This window comes from Paraburkholderia caballeronis (genome assembly GCF_900104845.1).
Taxonomy (GTDB): Bacteria; Pseudomonadota; Gammaproteobacteria; order Burkholderiales; family Burkholderiaceae; genus Paraburkholderia; species Paraburkholderia caballeronis.
This window is the reverse complement of sequence record NZ_FNSR01000002.1, coordinates 412,168-426,976: the sequence shown is the minus strand read 5'-3', so window position 1 is coordinate 426,976 and position 14,809 is coordinate 412,168. Positions and strand designations below refer to the sequence as shown.

The following is a 14,809-nucleotide window of genomic DNA, read 5'->3' as shown; positions in this document are numbered from 1 at the left end:
CGGCGCGTCAGCCGAGCGACGCGGCGACTTCGCGCGCCTCGTCGAACGCCTGCTGGAAGCCGAGATAAACCGGCCGCGCGCTGGTGCGCATCCGCACGAACAGCCGATGCTCGACCTGATACTTGACGTTGCCGATCGCGAGCGCGCCGATGCCGATCGTGCCCGGATCGGGGCCGTCGCCGAGCGGTTCGCCGTCGTTCATCACGTTCACGCCGGCGATCCCCTCGGGCGGCACCGCGTTCACGTCGGCCGCGATCAGCAGATGCCGCGCATGTGCGAGGTCGTCCGGACCGACCACCTGCACGCCGGCGACGGCGGCCGCGATCACGATCTCCGCGTCCGCGAGCGCGCGGCGCAGCGCGTCCGACGTGTCGGTGCCGATGCCGGTCGTCACGATGTCGAAGCGCCGGTTGATCTCGTCGCTGACGCGCTTCGCGTGGGACGCGTCGCGATGGCTCGCGATCGACACGTCCGCGCCGAGCGTCGCGGCCATCGCGGCCGCGATGCGCCCGACCGCGCCGGTGCCGCCGAGGATCAACACGCGTTTGCCGCCGGGCTCCATGCCGTGCGCACGTTTCAGATGCCGCTCGACCAGCGCGACCAGCGCGGCCGCGGTCGTGTACGAGCCGCTCGGGTCCGCGAACACCGACACCTCGAACGGCGGCACCATTGCACGGCGCGCGGTTTCGAGCATGTCGGCGGCGAGCATCACGTCGCGCCCGCCGATGAAGATGCCGGTGCGCGACACGCCTTTCGGGCCGCGCGAGAAGATCGCGTCCTGGGTGAGATTCGTGACCATCGACGCGTCCACGTTGCAGTACGGCACGATCACGTTATAACCCGCGTCGGCGGCCATGTTTACGTCGAACGGGCTCATCTGCGCGGTGGCCGTCAGCATGTGCAGGATATAGGGCCTTTCGGTGGCTTCGGACATGGTCTCGGACTCTCGCATCAAAGGGGATCGGAGGCGGCGCGTGCGGCGGCGTTGCGGCGACCGCGGCCCGTGCAGCCTTGCGGTCGGGCGGGGCGGCGGCGCGTCATGCGACGCCTGCGCGGCGCGGCCGGGCGGCGAAGGCGTCGATCGTCGCGCCGCGGTTGCGCGCGGCGACCACCGCGCATTCGACGTGCGGCCTGCCGCGTGTCGCGTCGCGCGCGGCCGCGAGTGCGCGTACCGCGTCCGGCTCGCTTGCGACGATCGCGAAGCCGGTCGGCCCCCACGACGTCTGCCCGATGCCGGCCGGCTGCTGCGCGGCGACCGCGCGGATCGCGAGTTCGACATCGGGACTCGTGAACACGCCGCCCTGCACCGGCGCGAAGTATTCGCCGATGATCTGCTGCATCTCGGTCAGTCCGCGCGCGAATGGCGCGAAGTCGCCATCGGCGACGGCCGGCAGGATTCGCATCAGCACCAGGTGGCATAGATGCGCGGCGAGCGCCTGCGGGAACGGCGCGAGCGCCGCGAGGCCGCGCCGCTCGTCCGGGCCGGACAGGCCGGAGCGCGACGTGTCGCTGACCAGCAGCACGCGCCACGCATCGGGGAACGGCAGCCGAGACAGCAGCGGCGCGAGCGACGGCGGGCCGCCCGGCGCGGACGCACTCGACGGCCCGCCGTCGAGCAGCAGGCCGCCGACGTCGAAGCCGTGCACGCCGATGCCGGAGCGCGCGCCGCGCCCGAGCAGCGCCGCGAGTTCGGTCGTCGTGGCCGGCACGCCCGCGATCCGCGCGAACGCGCTGCCGACCGCGAGCGCGAGCTGCGTGCCGGAGCCGAGGCCCGAATGCGCGCGCACCGTATGCAGCACGTCGAGCGCGACCGGCGGTCCGCCCCACGTTGCGTGCAGCGTGTGCAGCCAGCGCGCGACGCGTTCGCGGTCCGCGTCGCCGAGTGCGCCGTCGATGCGCTCGACATCCGCGCGGCGCGCGACGAGCCGCGTGCCGGGGCCGTCGACGAACAGGCCGAGGCTGCCGAACGCACGGCCGAGCGTCGCGTTCGGGTCGAGAAAGCCGAGGTGCAGGCGTGCGGGGGCATCGACCGTCACGGCGGCCTGCGGCGGGAAGCGGCGGAACTGGAGCGGCATGCGGGATCCTCGTTCGGGCTCGGCCGCGCATCAGAAGCAGGACGCGTACCAGCGGCCGGCGACGTGCGCGCGGCGCGATCCTCGTCACGTTACCGCTTGCGCGGATCGCGTGTCGGTGCACAGCGTCGCGCGCGGCCGGTCGTCGGGCGTTGTGCCGCGCGGGGCGCAGTGTGTCACCGCGTGGTCCGGATGGTGCGTCGCGGGTGGAACGACGCGAATCTCATCCGTCGTGCTGCCCCGCTTCGATAAGCGCCAGGAAGGACGCGTAACGAGCATTTGCTGCGCCGCGTGCGCCGTCCAGACGATGCAGGTCGGATGCCTGAGTCGATTGCAATGGCCGATGCAGGGTCTGCGAGCAGGGGGACAACGATGCGATGCGTTCCCGCATCGCAGCATCGCGTCATGCCGCGGGCTTCGTATCGTCGTCGTACTTGATATAGCGGAACCGCTGATCGGACGGTGTGCCTTCCAGCGGCCCGCCTTCGCGTCCGGGTTGCCACTGGATTACTGCTTCGATCTTCGTCGCGAGCGCGAAGTCCTTGTCGGTGATCCCTTTCGCGCTATGCGTCTTGAGTTTGACGATCACGAATGCGTAGGACACCGTCAGGTCAGGGTGATGCCACGCGGCCTCCGCGAGATGGCCGATCGTGTTCACCACCATCAGCGTGCCTTTCCAGCCTTCGGTGCGATAACGCCGCCTGAGCCAGCCGTCGTCCAGATACCAGTGTTGCAGTGCACCGGTCAGCCGCGCGCCGATCTCGTCGTCCGTATACACCTTGTCAGCCTGGGTCATCGCCGTACTCCTCGCGCGCGTCGCGCGCCGTCGAACCTCGCCTCGCAACAAACGATGCGCCGCCCGTGCGCGAGGCACGCGTCGGGCAGCGCGATTCATGCGGCTCGTTGCCGGGTCGCGGAGATCGTGGATCGCCGCGCATGCGTCGCGCGGCCGGCGGTGCAAGCGGTGCAGGCCGATGCGATACGCGGCTGCGCATGCCCGTCACGCGCGGCCGTGCGGCGATGCTTCGCGGTTTTGACACAGTATGTATCGCCGCTGAACGGGCTGCACGCAACCGGCTCGTGGTCGGGCCAGCGCGCCGCCCGGTGCCGCCGGTCGTCAAGCGTTGACGGCGAGGCCGGTCGGCGCGCACCGCGGCTCGCGAGCCGCGCGAGATGCATGTTCGCACAACGGAGCAAAAGAAGGTCGGCATGGATTATGCGTTTGCCGTTCACCGCCACGAAGCCCGGCGTCGACCGGGCGAGGGCGTTGATCGTTACCTGCATTCGTGAAGGCGCGTCGGAAGCACAAGGTAGCGCGGGTCATTCGTGAGTTGAACGGCAGGACAATTCTGGAGGAGACATGAACTTACGCAACCTGTTTCTCGGGCTCGCGGTCGTCGCGTCCGCAGCCCTTGGCTCGATCGCCGCGCAGGCCGATCCGCAACTCGACGGGCTCATCAAGAATCCCGCCAACTGGGCGGCGCAGGCGGGCGATTACGCGAATCATCGCTACAGCACGCTCAAGCAGATCAACGAGAACAACGTGGGCAAACTGCAGGTCGCGTGGACGATGTCCACCGGCGTGCTGCGCGGCCACGAAGGCTCGCCGCTCGTGATCGGCGACACGATGTACATCCACTCGCCGTTCCCGAACAAGGTCATCGCGATCAACCTGAAGGACCAGACTTTCCTGTGGCAGTACCAGCCGAAGCAGGACGACCAGGTGGTGTCGGTGATGTGCTGCGACACGGTCAATCGCGGGCTCGCGTACGGCGACGGCAAGATCTTCCTGCAGCAGGCCGACACGACGCTCGTCGCGCTGAACGCGAAGACCGGCGACGTCGTATGGAGCGCGAAGAACGGCAACCCGAAGGCCGGCGAAACCAACACCAACGCGCCGCACGTGTTCGGCGACAAGGTGCTGACCGGCATCTCGGGCGGCGAGTTCGGCGTGCGCGGCCGTCTGATCGCCTACGACATCAAGACCGGCAAGCCGGCCTGGACCGCGTACAGCACGGGTCCGGACAAGGAAATGCTGATGAACCCGGACAAGACGATGACGTGGGCGGACGGCAAGATGGTGCCGGTCGGCGCGGACTCGTCGCTGAAGTCGTGGAAGGGCGACCAGTGGAAGCTCGGCGGCGGCACCACGTGGGGCTGGTATGCGTGGGACCCGAAGCTGAATCTCATCTACTACGGGACCGGCAATCCGGGTACGTGGAACCCGACGCAGCGTCCCGGCGACAACAAGTGGTCGCTGTCGATCTTCGCGCGCGACCTGAACACCGGCGAGGCGAAGTGGGTGTACCAGATGACGCCGCACGACGAGTGGGACTATGACGGCGTGAACGAAATGATCCTGTCCGACCTGACGGTCAACGGCAAGAAGGTGCCGGCAATCGTTCACTTCGACCGCAACGGCTTCAGCTACACGCTGAACCGCGAGACGGGCGAACTGCTGGTCGCGCAGAAGTACGACCCGGCGGTGAACTGGGCCGACCACGTCGACCTGAAGAGCGGCCTGCCGATCCGCAACGCCGCGTATTCGACGCAGGCCGCGGGCTCCGATCACAACGTGAAGGGCATCTGCCCGGCCGCGCTCGGCTCGAAGGACCAGCAGCCGGCCGCGTTCGATCCGAAGACGAGCCTGTTCCTCGTGCCGACCAATCACGTCTGCATGGACTACGAGCCGTTCGACGTCGATTACGTGTCCGGCCAGCCGTACGTCGGCGCGACGCTCGAAATGTACCCGGGTCCGAACGAGAAGGGCGCGATGGGCAACTTCATCGCGTGGGACGCGAGCAAGGGCAAGATCGTCTGGTCGAAGCCGGAGCGTTTCTCGGTGTGGTCCGGCGCGCTCGCGACGGCCGGCAACATCGCGTTCTACGGCACGCTCGAAGGTTACCTGAAGGCGGTGCGCATCAGCGACGGCAAGGAGCTGTGGCGCTTCAAGACCCCGTCCGGGATCATCGGCAACGTGTTCACGTACGAGTATCAGGGCAAGCAGTACGTCGGCGTCTATTCGGGCATCGGCGGCTGGGCTGGCATCGGGATGGCGGCGGGCCTCCAGAAGTCGGAAGAAGGGCTCGGCGCGGTCGGCGGCTATCGCGAGCTGGCGAAGTACACGGCGCTGGGCGGCACGCTGTTCGTGTTCGCTCTGCCGAGTTCGTGATGTGACGGGACGATGCGCTGGGCCGCGCGCCGGCCCAGCGCATCGCGTGGGCGCGCGGGCGGTCTTGGCAGCGGACCGCCGGCGCGGGCCTGAAACCGCAGCGAAGCACAGTACCGAAGTGAAGCAGCGAAGCGCATTACCTCTGGCGCATGACGGCGCGATCATCGAAGGAGACAGACGCATGAAAGGCAGAACCCTCTTGTTGCTGGCGGGCATTTCCGCGGCGGCATTCGCCGGACTCACGGCGGCACAGGCGGACAATGCGCCGGCGACGCCCCCGGCCTACAAGGTCGTGGGCGGCAACAAGGTCGACGGCAATACGCTGCAAGGCTGGAAAACGTGGCGCGCGCTCGACTGCGAGCGTTGCCATGGCGCGCAGCAGCAGGGGCTCGTGGGGCCGTCGCTGGTGGACGCGTTCAAGACGCTCGACCCGAACGAGTTTCATCGCACGGTGTTCGGCGGACGCGTGGACAAGGGCATGCCGGACTTCAGTTCGAGCCAGATGATGCAGAAGAACTGGCAGTACCTGTATGCGTATCTGAAGGGCCGCTCGGACGGGCAGATCAAGCCGGGCGACCTGAAGCCGATCGACGATGCGAAGTGAGCGTGGTGCGATGACCCGGCGACTCTTCTGGAGTTGGACGATGCGTAACAGACAATCCGTATTCAGGCTGGCGGCGCTGTGCGCCGCGTTGAGCTGCGCGTCGCTCGCGAGCGGCGCGGCCCGCGCGGACGGCCCGGCGCTGCCGAACAACGACGGCGCCGACGGCGTGCTGCGCGTGTGCGCGGACCCGCACAACATGCCGCTGTCGAACGACAAGGGCGAAGGCTACGAGAACCGGATCGCGAGCCAGATGGCGCACGACTTCGGCTACAAGCTCGAATACACGTATTTTCCGCAGCGGATGGGCTTCGTGCGCCATACGCTGCGCGAGAAGGACGAGGGCTCGGACCGCTACAAGTGCGACCTCGTCATCGGCGTGCCGAAGGGTTACGACATGACGGCGACCACGCGGCCGTATCTGCGCTCGACGTATGCGATGGTGTTCGCGAAGAAACCCGAACTCGCGGGCGTGAACTCGCCGGACGACCTGCTGAAGCTGCCGCCCGACGTGCTGCACAAGCTGCGCTTCGGCATCTTCACGCAGACGCCGGCGGTGGACTGGCTGCTCGCGCACGGGTTGATCGACCAGGCGCAGTCGTACCAGGTGCAGAGCGGCGACCCGCAGGCATACCCCGGCGAAATGATCGAGCACGATCTCGACCAGGGCAACGTCGATGTGGTGTTCGTGTGGGGGCCGATCGCCGGCTACTTCGCGAGCCGCGAGGGCGACAAGGTGAAGCTCGTGCCGTTCGGGGCCACGCCCGGCATCCGCTTCGACTATCAGATCTCGATGGGCGTGCGGCACGGCGAGCAGGCGTGGCACGACAAGGTGGACAGCTGGATCGGCGCGAACGGCAGCACCATCGACAGCATCCTGACGAGCTACCAGGTGCCGCTGCTGAAGCCGATCGACTCGAATCAGGGCAAGCCGGCAGGCGGCGATCAATGAGCGGCGCGCACGCGGCGACGCGGCGCGCGGTGCTGGCTGTCGCGGCGGCGGCCGCGCTCGCGGCTGCCTTCGCGCCGCCCGCGCGGGGCGCGGTGCCGGACGCCGCAGCGGGGGCGTCGGTATCCGATGCGATCACGCCGGCCGAGCAGTTGATCTTCACCGCCGATCACATGCAGGGCGTCACGCCGCAGACCGAACTCGACTATTCGATGGTCCGCTCCGGCGAGCCGAAACGCGATACGGACATGGTGCGCGTGCTCGTGCTGAGCCCGGGCAACACGAAGAGCGACGCCCAGGTGTCGGACCGCGGCGGCGCGGTGAACCTGCCGAACGACGGGCTGCCGTGCAATCCGGTCATCATCTATTTCCTTGAACGCGACATCGCGGAGATGGAGCAGTTGACCGGCGGCCAGCGGCGTTATTTCCAGCGGCGGCTGCGGCTCGCGCTCGCGGCGGGGCCGCAGATCTCGACCGTGACGAGCGAGATCGGCGGCAAGCCGGTCGCCGCGCGGCGCATCGTCGTGCAGCCTTATCTGCACGATCCGAACGCGGAACGCTTCGAACGCTACACCGGCAAACGCTATACGTTCTTGCTCGCGGACGGGGTGCCGGGCCACGTCGCGATGATCCGCACCGAGGTGCCGGGCGCGAACGGCGACTTCGCGCATCCAGTGGAGACCGAGACGCTGAGCTTCCAGTCCGTGGTGCGCAAGCTGCCGGGCAAACCGGGCGCGCCCGCCGCGAAACCGCAGGACGCGCCGCGCGCGTCGCGCTGAACGCGCGGCCGCTACCCAAGGAACGACGACATGCTGATCGACACGCACGACTACACGCCAAAACTGATGGACGCCGTCGGCAAGCTGGGCGAAGCCGCGCCCGCGCTGCTCGAAGGTTATGCGGCGCTCGATGGCGCGGCCGCGCGCGGCGGCGTGCTCGATGCGAAGACGCGCGAGTTGATCGCGCTCGCGGTGGCCGTCACGACGCGCTGCGACGGCTGCATCGCGGTGCATTCGGCGGCCGCGCAGAAAGCGGGTGCGAGCCGCGAGGAAGTTGCGGAGGCGCTGGCGGTCGCGATCGCATTAAACGCGGGCGCGGCGCTCGTTTATTCGGCGCGCGCGCTCGACGCGTTCGGCCAGCAGACCGGCTGACCGGCCGACGCCCGGGCCGGCGGCGTTCCCCTGTCTCCTTCGCCGCGCGCGACCGGTGCATCGCGCGCGGCGGCTTTTTTCCCGCGCCGGACGTCGCCGTGAACTTCATACGCACGCTGACGCTGCGGCAGTTGCAGATATTTTCGGTCGCCGCGCGGCATATGAGTTTTGCGCGCGCGGCGGACGAACTGCATCTGACGCAGCCCGCCATCTCGATGCAGATCCGTCAGCTCGAAGACGCGGCGGGCTTGCCGCTGTTCGAGCGGATCGGGCGGCGGCTCGCGCTGACCGAGGCCGGCGAGAAGCTCACGCATCACGCGAGCCGCATTCTCGGCGAGATCAAGGACGCCGAGGACACGATGACGTCGCTGAAGCAGGCGGACAGCGGCTCGATCGCGGTCGGCATCGTCAGCTCCGCGACGTGCTTCGCGCCGAAACTGCTCGCGCGTTATTCGCAGCAGTATCCGCGCGTCGACGTGCACTTTCTCGTCGGCAATCGCGAGATGCTGTTGCGGCTGCTGCAGGACAACGCGATCGACCTCGCGATCATGGGGCGGCCGCCGCCCGAACTCGACACGATCGCGGAACCGCTCGCGCGCCATCCGCACGTGTTGATCGCGCCGGTCGAGCATCCGCTCGCGAACGCGCGGCGCTTCGATCTTCAGGAACTGCGCGCTGAAACGTTTCTTTTGCGGGAGCCGGGCTCCGGCACGCGGATCGCGGCCGAGGACATGTTCCGCCAGCACCTGTTCACGCCCGCGAAAATCGTCACGCTCGGCAGCAATGAAACGATCAAGCAGGCGGTGATGGCGGGGATGGGCGTGAGCCTGATTTCGCTGCATACGCTGCTGCTCGAACTGCGTACCAACGAGATCGCGCTGCTCGACGTGAACGGCACGCCGGTCGAGCGCACATGGCAGATCGTGCATATGCGCGCGAAACAGCTATCGCCGACCGGCACCGTGTTTCGCCGCTTTCTGCTCGAACACGCCGCGCCTTACCTCGAACGCGAGTACGGCGTGTTCGCTCCGCCGGCCGTTGTGCCGCGCGGCGCTGGACGCTGAAACGGCCGCCTGAATGCGCGTGCCGCGGTTCGCCACGCCGCGCGTTCGGGCAGATAACGCCACACGAGCAGCAGCAACGCGATGCACGCGGGCAGCGCCCGCACGTCGACCGGCACCGGCTCGCGATGGCCGAAGCGCGGATCGGTCAGCGCGTCGCCTAGCGACGCCGCGTCGGTCAGCCGCCGGTACGAGAAGCCGACCCGCGCGGCGGTCGCCGCGAGATACGGGCCGCGCAGCGACGACAGTTCCTCGTGGCTCTCGCCGGCGGCCGGCTCGCCCGGCACCCGCGGCACCTGGATCACGTCGTCCGCGCGCCAGAAGCCGATGCGGTTGCCGTTCGCATCGGACTTCGGCATCGGCACCGGCTCGGTGCCGCCGACGCCGATCAGCCAGCCTTTGACGACGTGGCCCTCGGTCCACGGCCGCTGGTTCGACGGCAGCAGCGGCGGCGCTTCCTGGCCGTCGGTGAAGAACAGCACCGCGACGCCGGGGCCGGCCTGGCGCGCGGTCCGCACCGCCGACCAGACGCCCCCTTCGGCGATGCGGCTCCAGTTGGTCCAGCGCATCCGGCCGTCGATCGCCGCGAGCGACGACAGCAGCGCGTCGTAGTTCGCGCAGACCTCGATGGGCGGCAGCAGCAACAGCGTGCGCTCGCCGGCGAACACGCTCCAGCCGACCTTCGATCCGCACGGCAGGCGGCCGAGCGCATCGCGCATCGACGCCTTCGCGAACCCGAGCCGGCTTGCGGGCGCGCCGTCGAGCGACACGTCGTCGGTATCCATGCTCTGCGTGACGTCGAACGTCGCGATATAGCTGAACGTGTCGCGCGGCAGGTGAAGCGGCGGCATCCACAACGCGGCCGCGATGAACGGCAGCGCCGCCGCGACCGACCAGCGCCGCGCGGCGGCGAACGCGCGCGCGACCGGCGTTTGATTCGTCGAGGGCAGGTTCACGGCAGGTCCTGACTTTCGGCGCCGCGCAGCCGCACGTCGTTCGAATGCTTCACGTCGGCCGGGCCTGGGCCGCCCTGCAACTCGGGGGCGAGCCGCAGCGCGCGTTCGAGGTTGTAGCGTGCGTCCCAGTCGTCCGGCGTGGCGCGCAGCAGCGTGCGATAACGCGTCTTCGCGTCGGCGATCATCGTCAGCGAGCGCAGTTCCACCGCGCCGCCATCGACGGAGCCTTCGCGCAGGCTCATGCCGGCCGCGTCGTAGAGCGCCGCGCGCGCGACCGGGTCCGCGAGGTCCGGCGACGCGGCGACCAGCGCGTCGTACAGCGTGGCAGCCTGCGCGGTGTGGCCGGCCTTCGCGAGCATCACCGCCTGCGCGAGCCGCAACGGCGGCGAGGCCGGGGCGGTGTCGCGCGCGGATGCGGACTGTGGCGCGCGGCCGCCAAGCACCCGCGCGATCTCCGCATCGAGCGAGCGCGCCTCGATGAGCCGTATCCCCTGCCACGCGGCGACACCCGCGCAGCCTAGCGCGAGCACGCCGAACAGCAGATGCATCGATCTGCGCTTCATTGCCAGCTCCTCACCTGCGCGAGTCGCGCGAGCACCAGCAGCAGCGCGGCCGCGAACGCGATCGCATAACACGCGCGGCTCGCGTCCTGGCGCGGCAACTGCTCGACGAACGACACCGGGAAATGCTGCTGCCGGCTGATCTCGGCCATCGCGTCGGCCATCGCATCGGCGTCGCCGGCCTGGAACAAACGATACGGCGTGTGCAGCGACAGGAAAAAGCGATGCAGTTGCGCCTCGGCGGACATCGAGCCGGTGGCCGGCGTCGTCGCGTTCAGGTTCGGGCTCAGCGGGCCGCTGCGCAGATACACGAAGTACAGCGCGATCCGGTTGCGCACGAGTCCTTCCGCGATGCGCGCACGCGCGTCGTCGTCGAGCGTCGCGCCGCCGTCGGAGACGAGCACGATCGCGCGGCGTGCGAGTTGCGGCCGGCCGTCGAACTGCGCGATCGCGGCGATCAGTCCGCGATCGAGCTGCGTGTCGGGCAGGCCGCGGCCGATCCGCGTCGCGTCGAGCGCGTCGGCCACTGCGCCGTGATTGCCGGTGAGCGGCATCGACACGAGCGGGCTGATGCCGAACATCATCAGCGCGAAGCGGTCGTTCGGGCGTTCTTCGATGAAGCGCGTCAGCGAGCGGCGCGCGACGGTGTTCTTCGCTTCGTTCTGCGCGTAGATGCTGGTGCGGTTGATCGGCTCGTCCATGCTCGCACTGCGGTCCATCAGGATCAGGATCTCCGCGCCGCTGCCGGTGCGCAGCAATTGCAGATGCGAGCGGCCCGGGCCGGCGAGGCCGAGCACGATCGCGGCGATGGCGAGCGCGCCGCACGCGCGCAGCAGCCGCGCGGCGATGCGGCCCGCGCGGTCGTCCGGCAACAGCGCGACGGCGGCGAACGGCAGCGTGTCGCCGCGCCGGCGCAGCAGCGGCAGCAACGCGAGCGGCAGCAGCACGAGCAGCCACGGGTGCGCGAAGTCGAATGCGAGATTCATCGCTGATGCCGCCTTTCCGCGAGATACAGCGCGTGCGCAAGCTGTTTCAGCGGATACGGCGCGATCGGGTCGGCGGTCGCGAAAAAGCGCGCGACCGATTGCCGGTAGAACTGTTCGAGTGGTGCGCGCAGCGGTTCGAGCCATGGCGCGTGCGCGAGCAGCGCGGCGATAGAGCCGTGCTGCACGACGCGGCCCGCGGTTTCGTCGAGCGCGCGATGCAGCCGGCGCCACGCGGCCGGATCGTCCGCGTTCGCCGGCTGAAGGTCGCGCCACGCGCGCGCGAACGGCAGCCGCGCGGACTCGCGGCGGTTGCGCCACCCCCACCATGCGGCCCACGCGATCAGCACGAGCGCGAGCGCGCCGAGCGACAGGCCGAGACGCCGTTCGATCTGCGTGATCGGCGCGCGCGGCGGCAGACGGTCCGGGCGCATCGGCTGGAGATCGCCGGAACCCGACACGGCATCCGGCGTCAGCGGGCCGATGCTGACCGGCCACGCGTCGATGCGCAGCGGCGGGCCGCTGCGCAGGTTCAGCGTCAGCGCGGGCAGTTCGATCGTCGTCAGCGTTTGCGGCGCATTCGTGACCTGGTAGTCGAGCACGAGCCAGCGGTGACGGTCCGCGCCGGTTTCCATGCGCGAGGGGCGGCGTTCGAGCCAGATGCCGACGCGGCCCGACGACGGCAGCGCGGTGGGGGGAATGTCGCCGGTTGCGTCGTCGATGCGGACGCGCTGGGTCAGCACGTCGCCGAGCACGTAGCCGAATGCGCGGGGTTCGATCGTGGGGGCTGCGGCGGCGAATGCGCATGAGGAGGACGCGACGGCCAGGGCGAAGGTCGCGGCCTTGACGAACGATCGGGTTTGCGTGCGTGATTCGATGGCGTCGTGCGGCTCGAAACGCCGCGGATCGTTCTGCTCGTCGACGCGCGCTGCCCCTGGATTGGCGGATTCTTCAGCGCGGGTGTGCTGGGCATCGCGCGACATTGGCCCCACGCTTGCGCGGTGCGTATTCGTTTGACGCGACTGCACTGTGTTGTGCGGTTCAACAGTGCGCGACGGCAACGTCGCGTGGTCGTCGAAGCGGATAGCCGGCGTAGCGTGCATCGCAGGCCGCACATTCGCTTCGCCCCTTTTCGCAACCTGCGAAACGCAGGAGACCGCCGCCCCGTCGCCGCACGGTTTCATGCCGCGATCTCCTCGAAGTATTGCGTGAGCCGGTCCGCATCGAACCCGCCGTTCATCCAGAACGGCCGGATGCCGCGCTGGCCGAACGCGCGCACGAGCGTCGCGCGCCGCTGCGCCACGCGCTCGCGCCAGGATGCACGCGTCCGTTCGCGCAGCCACAGCGTACGCGGCGCACCGGTCTCCGCATCGTGCACGCGCAGCAGCGCGCCCGAAGCAGGCGGCTCGACCTCCGCATCGTCCCACACGACCATCGGCACCACGCAGGCGTTCACGAGCAGATCGAGCGCAGCCGGCAGCCCGTCGAGCGGCCAGTGAAAGTCGGACACGACGAACACCAGCCCCGCTTCGCCCGCGATACGGCCGAACGTGCGCGCCAGTCCGTCGATGCCGGACCCCGGCTCGCGTTGCGGCGGCTCGCAACGCAGCAGCGCGGCCGCCATCGCGTCGCCGGTCGCACGGCCGTAGCGCGCGGGCAGATACAGGTCGTCGCGCGGCGCGTCGTCGAACGCGAGCATGCCGACGCGATCGCCGGCGCGAAACGCGCTATAACCGAGCGCCGCGGCGAACTCCGCGGCGCTCGCCAGCTTGGTGCGCCGCGAGCCGAAGTGCATCGACGCCGATACGTCGATCAGCAGATGCACCGGCACCGCGACGCGTTGCAGGTTCAGCCGCACGAGCCATTCGCGCGGCACCGAGCGCAGGCTCGCGCGCAGATCGACGCGGCGCGGATCGGGATGATCGAAGAGCCGCGCATGCAGCGCGAACGCCTGGCCGACGCCGAAGCTCGTGCCCGGATGCGAGCCGGGACGAAAGCCGCCCGCGCGTCCGGGCAGGCGGTAGTGGAATTCGCGTAGCACGTCCATCGTAGGGGTCACGTTTCGCGTATCACGGTACCGCGACTTTCGCGACGATCTGCGCGATCAGCGAATCGGCCAGTTCGGCGCGCCGCAGTTCGTACACAGGCGAGAAGAACACGCGATGCCCGAGCGCGGGCAGCAGCACCGCATGGATGTCGTCGGGCAGCAGATGCGTGCGCTCCGCGAGCCACGCGACGACGCGCGCCGCGCGCACCAGCGCGCTGATGCCGCGCGGACTCGCGCCGGCGACGATCAGCCGGTCCATGTCGACGTTGTCGAGTTCGATGCCGAACGCGCGCGGCGTTTCGGTCGCGCGCCAGATGTCGAGCACGTAGCGGGTAATCGTATCGCTCGCGGTTACACTTCGCTGGATCGCGACGCCGACGTCGTTCAACTGCTGCCATTGCACGATGCCGGGCGTGATGCGTTGCAGCAGCGTATCGGGATCGTGATACGCGGGATCGAACACGACCGCGCGGCGCACGTCGTCATCGGCGGGTGTCGGCATGTTCAGTTCGAACAGGAAGCGGTCGCGCGCGGCCGACGCGAGTTCGAACGTCTCTTCCTTTTCGACCTTGTTGCGATCGGCGAACACCGTCATCGACGGAAAGCGGTATTCGCGATCGAACGCGGACACCGACCGCTCGGCCATCGCGCGCAGCAGCAGCGACTGCACCTGCGGACGCGCGCGATTGATCTCGTTGAAGAAGAACGTCGTGAGACTTTCGCCGTGGCGCAGCAGCGGGCCGGGCTCGATATGCGGGCGGCCTTCCGCGTCCACGTACGTGTGATAGACGAGGTCGCCGGGCATCAGGTCGATGGTCCCTTCGACCCGCGCGAAGTCGCCGCCGACCGCGCGCGCGAATGCGCGCAGCACGGTCGTCTTGCCGACGCCGACGCCGCCTTCCAGCAGCACGTGCCCGCGGGCGAACAGCGCGATGTTGATGAGCCGGACGACCGTCTGCTGGCCGATCACGCTCTTCGTGACTTCTTCTTCGAGCCGCAATGCATCGCGGCGCCAGTCTTGCAGCCGTTCGTCGGCGCTCATGGGTCGGTGTCTCCGTGCCGCTGCGCGGTCCGTGTTGTTGTCGAAACGTCGTCGAAACCCGGAGCGATTCGCGTGCACGTTCCGTGCCGGAAACAGGGATTAACCGTGATAGTCAGGCCGAGCGCGACCCTACGGCGAATGAGGTTATAACGCGAGGGTCAGCGGTCGGACGAGAGTGTCACCCCGCAGACACACATTGTGTCAGCCATGCGAAG

General features: G+C 69.1%; 15 protein-coding genes. 6 read left to right on the top strand and 9 right to left on the bottom strand.

The annotated features are described in order from the left end of the window. Positions 1–7 precede the first annotated feature (7 nt). The 3 genes from BLV92_RS18380 to BLV92_RS18370 all read right to left on the bottom strand — a co-directional run bounded on the left by BLV92_RS18380 (position 8) and on the right by BLV92_RS18370 (position 2,868). Entirely contained in the window at positions 8–934 is a 927-nt protein-coding gene (locus BLV92_RS18380) for an NAD(P)-dependent methylenetetrahydromethanopterin dehydrogenase (RefSeq protein WP_090547671.1), read from the bottom strand. 103 nt (positions 935–1,037) lie between these two features. Further along, entirely contained in the window at positions 1,038–2,075 is a 1,038-nt protein-coding gene (locus BLV92_RS18375) for a beta-ribofuranosylaminobenzene 5'-phosphate synthase family protein (RefSeq protein ID WP_090547669.1), read from the bottom strand. 400 nt (positions 2,076–2,475) lie between these two features. Then, a complete protein-coding gene (locus BLV92_RS18370; protein WP_090547668.1) occupies positions 2,476–2,868 on the bottom strand; it encodes a 4a-hydroxytetrahydrobiopterin dehydratase in 393 nt (130 codons plus the stop codon). 564 nt (positions 2,869–3,432) lie between these two features. On the opposite strand from BLV92_RS18370, the gene BLV92_RS18365 reads away from it, so the two are divergent. From BLV92_RS18365 to BLV92_RS18340, 6 genes are all read left to right on the top strand, one after another. After that, positions 3,433–5,244 carry a methanol/ethanol family PQQ-dependent dehydrogenase gene (locus BLV92_RS18365; protein WP_090547666.1) on the top strand — a complete coding sequence of 604 codons (1,812 nt, stop codon included), beginning with the start codon at positions 3,433–3,435 and terminating at the stop codon, positions 5,242–5,244. 181 nt (positions 5,245–5,425) lie between these two features. Beyond that, positions 5,426–5,848 carry a c-type cytochrome gene (locus BLV92_RS18360; protein ID WP_090547664.1) on the top strand — a complete coding sequence of 141 codons (423 nt, stop codon included), beginning with the start codon at positions 5,426–5,428 and terminating at the stop codon, positions 5,846–5,848. Between the two features lie 40 nt (positions 5,849–5,888). Next, positions 5,889–6,797 (top strand): quinoprotein dehydrogenase-associated putative ABC transporter substrate-binding protein, encoded by a 909-nt coding sequence (locus BLV92_RS18355; RefSeq protein ID WP_090547662.1) that lies wholly within the window; start codon positions 5,889–5,891, stop codon positions 6,795–6,797. Then, positions 6,794–7,573 carry a hypothetical protein gene (locus BLV92_RS18350; protein ID WP_243842373.1) on the top strand — a complete coding sequence of 260 codons (780 nt, stop codon included), beginning with the start codon at positions 6,794–6,796 and terminating at the stop codon, positions 7,571–7,573. The genes BLV92_RS18355 and BLV92_RS18350 overlap by 4 nt, the downstream gene beginning before the upstream one ends. A gap of 66 nt (positions 7,574–7,639) precedes the next feature. Further along, positions 7,640–7,945: a carboxymuconolactone decarboxylase family protein gene (locus tag BLV92_RS18345; RefSeq protein WP_373681815.1), complete on the top strand. Its 306-nt coding sequence runs from the start codon at positions 7,640–7,642 to the stop codon at positions 7,943–7,945. Positions 7,946–8,043: 98 nt separating this feature from the next. Next, positions 8,044–9,009 (top strand): LysR family transcriptional regulator, encoded by a 966-nt coding sequence (locus tag BLV92_RS18340; RefSeq protein ID WP_090547661.1) that lies wholly within the window; start codon positions 8,044–8,046, stop codon positions 9,007–9,009. On the opposite strand, the gene BLV92_RS18335 is transcribed toward BLV92_RS18340, so the two are convergent. The 6 genes from BLV92_RS18335 to BLV92_RS18310 form a co-directional block, all read right to left on the bottom strand. Next, complete coding sequence (locus tag BLV92_RS18335) at positions 8,943–9,962, bottom strand: VWA domain-containing protein (protein ID WP_177197933.1); 1,020 nt, start codon at positions 9,960–9,962, stop codon at positions 8,943–8,945. The two genes, BLV92_RS18340 and BLV92_RS18335, sit on opposite strands and share 67 nt — an antisense overlap. Beyond that, complete coding sequence (locus BLV92_RS18330; RefSeq protein ID WP_090547659.1) at positions 9,959–10,525, bottom strand: hypothetical protein; 567 nt, start codon at positions 10,523–10,525, stop codon at positions 9,959–9,961. The genes BLV92_RS18335 and BLV92_RS18330 overlap by 4 nt, the downstream gene beginning before the upstream one ends. Next, on the bottom strand, positions 10,522–11,508 hold the full coding sequence (locus tag BLV92_RS18325; RefSeq protein WP_090547658.1) for a vWA domain-containing protein: 987 nt from the start codon (positions 11,506–11,508) through the stop codon (positions 10,522–10,524). Before BLV92_RS18325 ends, BLV92_RS18330 begins: the two co-directional genes overlap by 4 nt. Next, positions 11,505–12,488 carry a hypothetical protein gene (locus tag BLV92_RS18320; RefSeq protein ID WP_090547657.1) on the bottom strand — a complete coding sequence of 328 codons (984 nt, stop codon included), beginning with the start codon at positions 12,486–12,488 and terminating at the stop codon, positions 11,505–11,507. The genes BLV92_RS18325 and BLV92_RS18320 overlap by 4 nt, the downstream gene beginning before the upstream one ends. 197 nt (positions 12,489–12,685) lie before the next feature. Then, positions 12,686–13,552: a DUF58 domain-containing protein gene (locus BLV92_RS18315; RefSeq protein WP_090547656.1), complete on the bottom strand. Its 867-nt coding sequence runs from the start codon at positions 13,550–13,552 to the stop codon at positions 12,686–12,688. A gap of 22 nt (positions 13,553–13,574) precedes the next feature. Then, a complete protein-coding gene (locus BLV92_RS18310; RefSeq protein WP_090547654.1) occupies positions 13,575–14,594 on the bottom strand; it encodes an AAA family ATPase in 1,020 nt (339 codons plus the stop codon). Positions 14,595–14,809: the final 215 nt, after the last annotated feature.